The 11957-nt window shown below is 38.4% G+C and carries 8 protein-coding genes; 1 reads left to right on the top strand and 7 read right to left on the bottom strand.

Translation table 11 applies throughout. The annotated features are described in order from the left end of the window. Positions 1 to 175 precede the first annotated feature (175 nt). The 3 genes from MOJ78_RS06150 to MOJ78_RS06140 form a co-directional block, all read right to left on the bottom strand. Positions 176 to 856 carry a response regulator gene (locus MOJ78_RS06150; RefSeq protein ID WP_304980322.1) on the bottom strand — a complete coding sequence of 227 codons (681 nt, stop codon included), beginning with the start codon at positions 854 to 856 and terminating at the stop codon, positions 176 to 178. 20 nt (positions 857 to 876) lie between these two features. After that, positions 877 to 2478: an ATP-binding protein gene (locus MOJ78_RS06145; RefSeq protein ID WP_304980321.1), complete on the bottom strand. Its 1602-nt coding sequence runs from the start codon at positions 2476 to 2478 to the stop codon at positions 877 to 879. Positions 2479 to 2752: 274 nt separating this feature from the next. Next, on the bottom strand, positions 2753 to 3643 hold the full coding sequence (locus MOJ78_RS06140; RefSeq protein WP_304980320.1) for a glycerol kinase: 891 nt from the start codon (positions 3641 to 3643) through the stop codon (positions 2753 to 2755). 184 nt (positions 3644 to 3827) lie between these two features. Between MOJ78_RS06140 and MOJ78_RS06135 the strand changes: the two genes are divergently transcribed. Then, on the top strand, positions 3828 to 4592 hold the full coding sequence (locus MOJ78_RS06135; protein WP_304980319.1) for an NERD domain-containing protein: 765 nt from the start codon (positions 3828 to 3830) through the stop codon (positions 4590 to 4592). Between the two features lie 120 nt (positions 4593 to 4712). On the opposite strand, the gene MOJ78_RS06130 is transcribed toward MOJ78_RS06135, so the two are convergent. From MOJ78_RS06130 to MOJ78_RS06115, 4 genes are read right to left on the bottom strand one after another with little or no spacing between them, the layout of a single operon-like run. Beyond that, the gene (locus MOJ78_RS06130) at positions 4713 to 5621 is read right to left on the bottom strand and encodes a restriction endonuclease (RefSeq protein ID WP_304980318.1); all 909 of its coding nucleotides are present in this window, start codon (positions 5619 to 5621) and stop codon (positions 4713 to 4715) included. Between the two features lie 56 nt (positions 5622 to 5677). Then, a complete protein-coding gene (locus MOJ78_RS06125; RefSeq protein WP_304980317.1) occupies positions 5678 to 8983 on the bottom strand; it encodes a DEAD/DEAH box helicase family protein in 3306 nt (1101 codons plus the stop codon). Next, positions 8980 to 10752, bottom strand: coding sequence for a phospholipase D family protein (locus MOJ78_RS06120; protein ID WP_304980316.1), 1773 nt, complete (start codon positions 10750 to 10752; stop codon positions 8980 to 8982). The genes MOJ78_RS06125 and MOJ78_RS06120 overlap by 4 nt, the downstream gene beginning before the upstream one ends. Next, positions 10745 to 11944 (bottom strand): DUF6361 family protein, encoded by a 1200-nt coding sequence (locus MOJ78_RS06115; RefSeq protein WP_304980315.1) that lies wholly within the window; start codon positions 11942 to 11944, stop codon positions 10745 to 10747. The genes MOJ78_RS06120 and MOJ78_RS06115 overlap by 8 nt, the downstream gene beginning before the upstream one ends. Positions 11945 to 11957: the final 13 nt, after the last annotated feature.

Below are 11957 nucleotides of genomic sequence, written 5' to 3'. Positions count from 1 at the left end.
GAATCACTGCTGTAGTACATAATTGACCAGTCATTTGAATCATCATATAAATCCTTCAATCCAAATACATGAAGCATTTCATGAAACCCTCGAAAATAAGCAAATGTCCTGTATAATTCACAGGACATTTCTCATGTCATTTTTAAGGTTGCCTCCCAAAAAGGGAACCATTTCGTTAAAAGGATTTCAGTCTATATTTTCTTTCCGGGCGTCCGACAATCCCGTATACGAGCTCCGCTTCCCCCTCACCTACCGAGATAAGGTGCTCCAGGTATCTCCTTGCTGTTGTACGGGATGCTCCAATATTTTTTCCCATCTCCTCCGCAGTGATCGCAGAGCCGATTTCACTTAAACGATTTTTCACCTTTTCAAGCGTCAACGGGTCGATTCCTTTTGGTGTTTGCTTTTCAGTTTTGACTGTTGAATTTGCAAATCCAAAATAATCATCCAAAAAGGTTTGATCTAATTCATCCCTAACATCCAGCTCTTTTTTTGTACGTTTATATCGTTCTAATGTCGCGATGAACCGGTTCATTTTAACTGGTTTAATAATATAATCGAAAACACCATTCCGTAAAGACTCTTCAACCATTTCTTTTTCTGTGGCAGCTGATATCATGATGATATCAATATTGGAGTTCAAGGCTCGAAGTTCTGAAATAAGATCAGTTCCAAGTGCGTCGGGCATGTATATATCTAACAAAATCAAGTCAACATGATGTTCTTTTACCAGCTGTAACGTGTCATTCCCGTTTATAGCCTTACCAACAATTTTTACCCCTGTTACTTTTGATAGAAACTTCTCATGTATGCCTGCGACTCGAAAGTCATCTTCTGCAATCACAACATGAATCATCTTTATTCCCCCTGTATTTCTCATGCGTATTTGCTTAGATTATCGGACATCTGTTTTGGCAAAAATACTGAAAATACTGCTCCGCCATTTTCTTGGTTATGAATTTCGATTTGTCCCTCTAGTTCATCTACAATTTCTTTTACGATCGATAACCCAAATCCTCTTTCTTCCATATCTTTTGTGGAATATCCCCTTTGGAAAAGAAACTCCATCTTTTCCTCTAGAATACCGATTCCATTATCCGAAATATCAAAGACGATATCCTTTCCAATATCTGTTGCAAAAAATACAACTCGCTTCTCGCCCTGATTCTCTACTGCTTCCATTGCATTATCGATCAAGTTTCCAAGAATGGTCACAACTTTAAACATATCAATATGATTAGGCAGCTGGTTCAGCGATGTATTTGGATCAATATCAAACGTTATCTTCTTTTCTGACGCCTTCCCGATTTTTCCTAATAAAATAGCCTGAACCGTTCTGTCTTTTATTTGCCCAAGCAACACCTTGTTTTGGTGTCTATGCACTTCCGATTCCGTTTGAATGAATTCGATCGCTTCTTTATAATGACCAAGCTGTAATAAGCCTGACAGAACGTAAAGCTTGTTTGTGAATTCATGCGTTTGAGCCCTTAAGTCCTCCGAGTAGCTTCGGACCTCTGTCAGAGTATTCAGCATCTCGTTAACCTCAGTTTTATCTTTAAAACTAGCTACTACCCCAACAACATTACCATTTTCAATGATCGGCGTACGGTTAACGATCACATTTCGGTTTCGTAAAATCATTTCAACGTTCTGATCTTTTTCCCCTGACTTTAAAACATTGTACATTTGTGTATTCGGAATTACATCTTCAATCTTTTTATTTCTGCAATCCTTTGATAAACCTAGTATCCGTTGTGCAGAAGGGTTCATCATCGAAATTTCCCCTTCTTGGTCCATCGCAATTATTCCCTCGTCAATGGAAAGTAAGATGGCATGTCGATCCCGGAATAGGGAGGCAATTTCATGCGGCTCAAGTCCTAATGTATCTTTTCGAATGTTCCTCGTTAATGCAATTCCACCAACGACTCCCAGGAGTATGACGATAAGAGCAAGTCCACTGATTTTTATGATTTTATTAATAATAACTGTTTGAATATCATCAATCATAAAGCCAACCGAAACGAGACCGATGATCTCTCCTTGTTCATTGAAAATGGGTGCTTTCCCACGAAGTGACGGTCCAAGACTCCCAACAGCTTTTGACGTGTAATATTCCCCATCAATTAAGGCTCTGCCATTATCCCCACCAACCATGTGCCTGCCAATTTTCCACGCATCAGGGTGAGAATATCTCATACCATCTGCGTTACCGACCACGACAAACTCTGCCCCTGTCCTTTTTCGAATTTCTTCTGCAAATGGTTGGATGACGCTCGATGGTTCTTCTAATGCAAATGCATTCTTAATGGTGGGCATAAAAGAGATCGTCGTTGCTACTTGCAATGCACGCTGTCCCATGTTTTTTTCCGTTTGTTGAGTTTCTATATATGCTATAATTCCTGTGAAAATAATAGTAACAAACAATATTAAGGAAGTAATCAATGTTAAAATCTTTGTTTGCAAAGAAACTCGTATCATGTTGTTTGTTACTCCCCTCGTTTTAGTAATCGCTTACATTATCTATTTTAACATCTATCGTAATATTCTGGATATTAGAAGTTTTATGTTGAAGAGATTATCAACTTAAAAAGGGGGTGTATTTCATATCTCAACCTATGTTAAAAGGGCAGAGGGATCTAAGTCTCCTCTGCCCTCACGTTGTCGAAGCTTCTTTACACCCTGACTCTGTAGTGATGGGTATTGATGTTATAGCATCAAAAGTGCCTTTTTCAACATCACTTCATATTATCAATTAATAACTTTGTATTCCGAACTTCAATAATTTCTTCGGCAGTACATCATCTAGATTTTGAATATCCTTATCATTAAGCTCTATTAAGTTAAATTCGTATTTTTGGTATATTTCTAACTTAGTTTTTTTACGTTGTATGTATTTTGGATCATTTTCATATCCCCAATATTCAATATAAACTTTACCTACAGGCAAATAAAAATCAGAGTATACTTCTTCTTCAATTGGTAATCTTCTTTCATAAGCATGAGCTATTTCTGACATATATAGCCAATTATCAATAAGCATTTCCGCTTTAGATCTTACAAAATGACCATCAGCAGCTCTATGTTTTGCAATAAACTTTTCTCTAAAACCCGCTTCTTCATTGGATTGTATTTTGTCTTCAGAGCTACCTTCTTTGATTTCCTCAATAGTTTCCACAAGACGTTTATTTTCTAGGATAGTCTCCGGCCACTTGACATAAGGTACACCCGTTTTATTATGTTCAAGTTGTTTACCTCCAAAGCTCTCACCTAATTTTGTTGTGATCCAACCTTTTCTATCTTTTTCAATCCAACCTAATTCTGAAAGTATTGGATTAATTCTAAATCTCGATACATCAAACTCCTCAGCCAATTTAGTAGTTGATAAAAACTTTTCATTAATGTTGTTTTCTTTAAGTTCTAACTCATCGATAACAGATGACGGCCACCCAATCCATTGGCGACCCCCTCTTGATTTTAATAGTCCACCTTTTTCTCTACCCTTTTCAGTAAGCACCCATTGTTCACTAACTCTATCAATCCAATTACTTCTTAGTAATCTTTCAAAAATTTCTTTAGTACTTATATTCATCTCTTTTGCAAGATTAGTAGACGATAAATATTTTACTTTCGATGTATTATTCAAGTTCATACCTCCATATGTCTATATAAATCGGTCAAAGTATATAATTCTACATAAGTTGTTAAATTCCTCCAAAAAGTGCCCTGATTGAGTAAAGGGTATTCATTTTAAAAAGGGATAGATTACCTATTTAGTTAAATAACTTCCATTCCGATATAATAGGAAATTGTAAGAAAGGAACGGGTTAATGAAAATATTTTTTATGCAGTTATTGATAGTTGCCATAATCAGTGTGTGTATTATCAAGTTCTTTCAAAGCAAAGTCCCTACTATTAAAGGTTACTTAGGAGAAATATGGATTCGACTATTCCTAAGAAAATTGAATTCTACTGAATATAAAGTATTTCACAATGTTCTTTTACCTATCGAAAATAATAAGACTACTCAAATAGACCACATTATTATTTCGATATATGGCATATTTGTAATCGAAACCAAGAATTATAAAGGTTGGATATTCGGTCATGAACACAAGAAACACTGGACTCAGGTGATCTTCAGACATAAACAAAACTTTTTGAATCCTATTTATCAAAATTATGGCCATATTCAATCGGTCAAAACAATATTTGATGAAAATTATAATGGTCCGTATTATTCAATCATTACCTTTAGTACTTCTGCAACTCTGAAAGAGATAGAAATCTTTTCTAGTGACATAAGTGTAGTGTATAATACTGAAATTTTGAAAGAAATTAATCGCTTTCAGGAGCCGAAGATTAGTAAAGAAGAACTCAATAATCTAACAACTCTACTAGAGAAGACAATGATTAAAGGAAGAGACTCTCATAAACAGCACGTTAAATCAGTTAAGCAAAGCCAGCTAGAAAAGAAACAAAAGGAATTCTTGAACCTTTGCCCAAAATGCGGAGGTCAGTTAAGAGAACGCAAAGGGAAGTTTGGAGTGTTCAAAGGTTGCAGTAATTATCCAAAATGCCGATATACGGCTTAGAAAATGCATAAAAAAGCTCGATTTCGGGTTTGATCGAAATGAGCCTCTTGGTAGAAAAGTGTGCGCTAATTAACTTTATAAAAGTTTTCAAAAGCAACCGTTCTGCTACAAAAACTAATTCTATTCTTCGAAGTAATCTAAATCTACTTTTTTTAATATGTACTGGATCACCTTGGTAACACCGATATTATATTTAAACATGTACTCGGCTAAATCAGTACCGTTAATAAGAATGATCTTTTTCTCTATACGATTTACATAATCTTTGGCACCCTCTGTAAAATCGGAAGTGGTGATAAAAACACCCTTTTTTGCACGTTGCCCCTCTAAACTTCCAGCGAATTTTTGAATTTCAGGGCGACCTACAACCCCTTGCCATCGTTTAGCTTGAACATAAATCATATCAAGACCAAGTACATCTTCCTTAATAATGCCATCTATACCTTCATCGCCACTTCGACCTATGGCTCGACCTGCATCTTGAATGGAACCTCCATATCCCATTGCAACTAATAATTCAACAACCAAGCGTTCAAAAAACTCAGGTGTACAGCCTTTCACTTTTTCTAAAATCTCTTCACTAATTTCTTTTTGAAGTTCTTTATAGCTTTTATCTAATTGTTCTTGAGGAGTTAAAGCTTTTTCTTCGTTATAATTATCATTTGAAAGTCCGCTTACACTTTTCTTATTTTGAAAGTCTTGAAATTCCTTAAATTTCAATAAATATTCCCTGTTGATTTCAGTTACTGATAGGTCTTGAAGAACCGCTCTACCTCGATCTGTTATGAGAAAAGTAGCTCTCCTAACTGTTCGAAGCAAGCCAGCTTTCTTTAAATACGTTCTAGCCCAACCAATTCTATTGTGATAGACAAGTTGTTTCCCACTAGGTAATATTTCTTCTTTATCATCATCAGTAAGTTGAAAATAGTTTGCTAAGTATACATAGGATTCTTGCAAAGTATGTTCGTTCCCATCTTGTAACAACTTTAGGAATGGATACATAAACGATTGATAATCTGGAATAGTCATTTTACACCGCCTTACTTATTAATTTTACTTGCTAAGAATAACATTCCCCTGATTTATCAATGAGTTTTAATATCAGAAGAATTTAATCTATTCTTTTCTTTATAGTAAGGACTTAAATTCATAAATAAATCCTGCAGCTGCTCCTGTTCCACTTGGTGCTCAAACAAATATTCCATTAATTCCTCTTGGCGGGCTTGCCCTAGACTTAAGCGGTAAAGCTGCATGATTTTCATGAGCCGCTCATATTTCACGCCGTCCTTACTTAGAGGGTAGATTGGGACAATCCTTTCAATCTTAATGTTCTGATTTTCGGGCAGTGACCAGAAAGGCACTAGCTCAGGGGTATGTTCATCTCTTTCGTTCTCATTTGCGGTAGTGAACATTTCCTGCCATATATCGTTTTGAAATGATATGTTGCCGTATTTGTTGGCTATGTTTTGGCGGATCGCAAAGCATTTATAACGATTGATCCTTCCTTCTCGCTGCTCGAGGTCGACTGGATTTGACGGGAGATTCCAGTGAACGATCTTCCTGCAATAGTAATGAAAATCAAGGCCTTCTTGTCCTACAGATGTGGTGGCAAGAACGAATGGTCGAAATGGTGAGTTAAATGCGAGTCGAACGTTTTTCTTTCTATTTAGTGTCGTGTCTTCATTTCGTTTATCTGCAAAACCTACCGCGTAACTAGTTCGCATTTTCATCACTTGGTCCTTGCCGCTTTTTTCTTTCACACGATTCTTGAAGCTTTCGTAAGTATCTACGTTATAAGTTGCAGAATGGGTGCTCAGTGCGCTCGTCATTAATTGAATCAACTGCTCGTTACGCCAATCATTCTCAACATTTCTAAGCCCCGCCTCTTCGATCAGCATGTGTGCATACTCATCGAGCATCGCCTGAATATTGCCGTCCACACAATACTTCAGGATATTTTGCCAGTGGGCATCCCGTTCCCCGTTCTTCTGTTTCCCGTAATCTAATTCAACGATCGAAATGGCTTCTTGCGTGTTAAATCGATCGATCAGGATTTTCGCCAGATGAACGGCATAAGGCATGGACTTGCCTTGCCAATCATGAAACATACGCAAAGCACAAATTGCTGGCGACCCTAAAACCATATTCACAAGCACGTCTTTCAAATTCTTTGGTTGCTTACCGAGCTCAACAAATTCCCCTTTTTGAAAAACGTTGCGTAATGCTTCCAGATGCTTTGTTAAGGCCGCTTTATCATCAGAAGTATGTTCACCTTCGTTTTTATCCATTACAGGCAAAAGTTGCTCACTGTTAAACCATTCTTGAACAGTCTCTTCATTTAGATCAAATAACAAAGGTGCAATATAATACCATTTCTCATCCTCCCGAGCTTCATGTCCTTGAGGTTTAATTGGCACCTTCTCAAGCAGACGTTGAATGTTCTCTCCTAATTCATGTTTCAACTCTTCCAGTGGAAGCTTCCTGTTCAATACATCAACCGGATCGAAAAGTTTCGCTAACGTGACGGAAGGATATAAAAGTGTCATATGATTCATGTTCGCAGGCACATTATTTCTCATTGCAAAAGATAAGCGGGACTGAGGAAACCGCCTTTCAGCAAAATACGTACGATTTTTCCGCTTCTTCTTTTTCGGCGTTTTTTTGATCAACTCCCCTACTGTCAAGCGTTCTGATTCATAGGATAGCAACGTAGACACAGCCCTTGGAACCATCTCCCATGCTGAAAATATAAGTAACTTAGAGAACCGTTCCTGTCTAGCGTAGCACCCTCCGGATTCGTAATATGGCAAGGAGGGCGGAATCCAAAGCAGCCGTTCTGCATGCTTTGGCAGTGCGATTTCTTTTAATTTGGCAAGCCGGGCATTGGTGTCGGGCAGTTTACGGTAATGGTTGATTGCGCTTCTTTTTATCCATAGATGTGGTTTATCAACCAACGAGATGTTTTCAGGATATTTCTTAACATGTCGGGTTATTTTTTGTTTCAATTTATAATGTTCCATAAATGACATCAAGTAAGGAGTCGATTTCACATAATCGACAGGAACTTTATCCATGATCCCGATTTCCTGGAGCATGCGGTCCATATGGACATAGGACAAGACATCTTCCTTAGTGATTTCAACAGGTTCTATAGATGCATCAACCAGTTCGCTTGACCCTTCGACAGTCATCCGCTCGGTTCGGGCAATCCCCTTATATAAGCTATCTTCGGCTTCTTGCTTCTTCGCTTGAATGACCGCGATGTCCCTAATCATAAATAAATTTAATGAAGCGGAAAAATCCCCCCACACCTTTTTGAAGTGGTGTTGCTGTTCGGGATGATGTTCAAACAGGAATCCGGTAACTTGCATGAACTCCTTGTAATGCTCATCCTCGCCCTTTTCAGAAATCTCCTCAAGTGTGGAATATAGCTTATAAGGTGTGGCAGAAAGCAATAGAATCTTAACTTTCTCCTCATCATTATACCTCTTACTATTAAAAAACTTTTTAGCAAGCAGTGCCGTTTCACTTTCCCCATCGGCATTGACAAGTTCAGGAAAACGTTGGAACTCATCCATAATGACAAGGTCAGGATCCATTAAATCGACACTTATTTCAGCCATCATCCTGCGTAGTTTGAAGATCACTTGATTTGTGCCCTCAACTCGTTTTCCTATAATATTTTCTCGCTTGATTTTTTCACAAACTTCATGGATGGCATCATTAAGGGAGCTGTCCTTGTCAAAAAAATGCTCTATTCTATTCAACATCGTTGTTAGATATTGACCATCGCTTTTTTCATTACAGGCTTCCACTCGTTTTTCGTAACCAAGTTTCGTCCATTCCCAACTCTTTGTTGCAGTATCTATCAACAGGATTTCCAACTGATCCAAATAATCATCAAGAGGGCTGTATTCTTTTAAAATCGAATAAATTAAAGCTCTTTCTGACGCACTTCCACAACCTGATGTCATATTGAAAGAAGTTGAGGGGGTCAATGGAATCAGCTGGATAAACCTTTCCTTCAACTCTTGATCAAAATTGTTCTCAAAGATTTTCAAGTGCTGCATGGATAACCGGGTATCTGAAGAATCCTCCAACTTCACTCGCTTATCGATTTGCAGTTTTTGCAGGTTTTGCCTCGCAATACTCTGATTGGAACATACATATACGACCTTGAAAAGGGGATCATTCAGAACTTCCTGATGATACCTTGCTATTTTAGCCATGACTCCCCTGGCAATCATCGTTTTGCCAAGCCCTACTTCATCCGCTACCAACACGCGGGTGAAATCATTTGTTAATAGGTCATGCACCCTGTCTACCGTCGATCTCTGAAAGTCTTTAAGGCCATCGAGAATCTCTTCTTCTTTTTTCTTCAAATCAATCATTTTTCCACCAACTTTGTCGCCTGATTGAACGTGTCATACAAACGGTAAAATTCTTCAGGTATGATTGTGTCGTCATCAATTATTTCAATGATCTTATGAATATCCTGCAATTTTTCTGAAGACCTGGCTGCTGCTTTCAGCATATTTTCATACAAAACAGGATTACTGATCGAATACAAATCCCAAGCTCCTGACCCGAATTTTTTTTGCTCCATCTGCTCAAAGGCAGACAACAGGAAGTCATCCGCTAGCAAAAATGCTATATATTGCAAAAAGGCATAAGGATTGTTTATGATCGAACGATAGATCTCTTGATTGCGCTCTTCCGGTAATCCTTCCGTCTCAATCTTGATGATACGTTCCACTGTTTCGCCATCTTGTTCTGCCTTAACAACATAAAATTCTCCTAGTTCCAGTATACTTAAGTCATTGATGATCATTTCATGCTGCAGATCCTGTATTTTCTTGCTTAACAAAGGTCCAATCGAAAATTCAATGTCATCAGGAATGGATTCGAATGAGAGATGAACGGAATAGGAATCATTTTCTTTCTGGACAAACGCGCGTGATTTGACTTGGCACAGTTGTTTGATCGCTTTTTGAAGTTTGTCTGTGATTTCAGTTTCTGTCTCTTCTTCTTCAGGGATAGATTCGACCTTTTCAAAAGGATTGTCCTCTTCCTCTTCTCCAAATAAATCCACCAATAAATCAGTAATCCTGAATCCATATTTTTTATATTGCATCCTTAATAAAAATTCCACATTCCCGTTGAATGCGTAATGGGAACTGTTTGCAGAACCAATAAGGATCTGATGCTCGTTATACTTTGAGCGAGCGTACATTTTCGCATGTATGTCTTGAAGCTGAGCTGCTTCGTTCTCTTCATCCTCCTCACTAAAAGCTCCTTCCCCTTCAACAATGATGTCCTTCAACACATACACATCAAAATCGTTGATGATTTCCTCCGTAAGCTTATGAAGTTCCGCCCTTCTGGTAATCAACACTTTGGTGGGAGCTGTCAAAGAGTAGCCATTCAACTCTGCAATGGTACTTTGGCTCAAAAATGGGGACATAAGGATCAACTGATGATAACTTTCAAATAGCCCTGTATCCTCTACTTCATATCCCTTTATCCCTAAAGGGTAGAAGTCAAATTCCGCGACATGTTTGTCTCCCGATTCAAAATGTACATGCTCAAGCTCAGCCATCATTTCCTCGATACGCTTCTGTTTCTTTTCACTGGTTGCCTGGGTGAGAAGGAAACGTAAAAAGTCGACCAGTGGACGGTTCTTACCAGCAGGCTCCTGCTGCATTTTCCCTTCTAATGCCAATGCAATATCCCAACTCCGGTCGAAGGTTAGGTTCCGTGTCAAAACGAGCAATCGATAAATGGCATTCCCCTGACTGTCCTCGTATTTGATCAGCCAGGTTTTCGGATGAAAAGACCGTTCATTTTCCAGAGCCACTTCAAACACACTATCTTCCATCAAGGCAAATAACGAGTTGCCGTTTTGCGGTACCTTGATCTGACCTGCCTCACAAAAGATAGCAATGTTGTCTGCGCTTCGGCGTAATCCTTCCAACATATAAATCGGGTCGTCCATGAATGTCTGGTCCATTTCTTCCGAAAGACTAAGCGCCAATGGCACACCTATCAGCGCCTCTAAATCGAGAGAGTATGTAGTACCAACAGCGAACGCTAATTGATATCCGGCAGGTGGTTTGAGCAAGTCACTATAATTCAGCCGATCCTTGTCTGGTTTAAGCATGTCCTCCCTCCAAACCTGCAAAAATATCTACCATTAAATTTTGGCAATTTGGAAAGCGATATTGGAGTTTCTCTGATCCTAACCAAATTCCCTCTTCATAGGCATAGAATTTTGTATTATACAGCTTAGCTCTATCTTTTGATTTCAGCTCGATTTCTCGTTGTACCAGCAGTTCATCAATCACAGTTTCATCATCTGAAAGAGCCGTCTTTTGCCATTCACTAAGAAACCTCTTCAATAAAGGGTTATTAATCTTTAAGCGGTAAAGAACATCTTGGTACCGGAAATACGGGAATTCATTTTTAACAAACGAACTTTCCCTCCACTGATTCCATTTTTGAACAGCTATTTCATTTTCCTTATTGGAAAGAATCACATTGTACCGGATATTAGCACCCGCAATAAACTTACTGAATTTCTTCGCCATTGCATAATCTTCTCTCAATCCTCCTTCAGGAAGTGAGAAAACTTCACCAATCGCATCAAAATCATCTATTTTTTCCAATTCCCAAGGATTTTGCTGAAGCAAAAAAGCCAATAGACTATCCTCGGACTTTCGTGATTTAACCATTCTCTCTTTTAAGAAAACAGCCTCATTGAAAGTAAGATCCATAGTAAGCTTTTCTTTCCAATCAGACTCAGGAATAAGACATTGCCAATACGTACTCGTATATTCAGAAGCAGCAGTGTCGAGATCATCACTATCTTCATTTCCTAACGAACGTATTGACTCCTTATTACGCTGTATCCTGAAAACCGCTTTCGCATAGTTGTTCAATGTAAGGTCGTGATTAAATATTTCAAATGTCTTAAGACCACTCCAATAAACGCTGGAAGGCTTTCGCTTAAGCTTTTTGCCTGCCCTGGCGCCAATTACACCTTCCGCACTCTTCTTAACCAAGGTTTCAATAAGATCAACTTCCATTGCACCAAGCTTTTCAAGAAATTCTCCTGGTGACGAATGTTTTTCTCGTTCTAATCCCATCATTAAATAAGGGATAATGAAGAAATATTTTGCCCTCGTTTGAAGGGTCGAAGTGCCTGGAAACAAAACATCCGCAAATCCATCCCGTACCAAACCGATTCCCAGTTCATCGATTGCACCTTTATCAGAAAGCAGATCAAGAACTGCCATCACTTTGCTCTTATGATCACTGGAATAGTCAATCCATCCTAGTTTAATAGTGTTCACACGATTACCCCTT

This window comes from Alkalihalobacillus sp. AL-G (assembly GCF_030643805.1).
Taxonomy (GTDB): domain Bacteria; phylum Bacillota; class Bacilli; order Bacillales; family Fictibacillaceae; genus Pseudalkalibacillus.
Note: the sequence above shows the minus strand (reverse complement) of the source record. Positions and strands in the feature narration are given on the sequence as shown.

What these genes read in the sequence shown, in the direction of transcription:
- MOJ78_RS06150 (WP_304980322.1), bottom strand. Translation starts at nt 856, where the DNA reads ATGATTCATGTTGTGATTGCAGAAGATGACTTTCGAGTCGCAGGCATA.
- MOJ78_RS06145 (WP_304980321.1), bottom strand. Translation starts at nt 2,478, where the DNA reads ATGATACGAGTTTCTTTGCAAACAAAGATTTTAACATTGATTACTTCC.
- MOJ78_RS06135 (WP_304980319.1), top strand. Translation starts at nt 3,828, where the DNA reads ATGAAAATATTTTTTATGCAGTTATTGATAGTTGCCATAATCAGTGTG.
- MOJ78_RS06130 (WP_304980318.1), bottom strand. Translation starts at nt 5,621, where the DNA reads ATGACTATTCCAGATTATCAATCGTTTATGTATCCATTCCTAAAGTTG.
- MOJ78_RS06125 (WP_304980317.1), bottom strand. Translation starts at nt 8,983, where the DNA reads ATGATTGATTTGAAGAAAAAAGAAGAAGAGATTCTCGATGGCCTTAAA.
- MOJ78_RS06120 (WP_304980316.1), bottom strand. Translation starts at nt 10,752, where the DNA reads ATGCTTAAACCAGACAAGGATCGGCTGAATTATAGTGACTTGCTCAAA.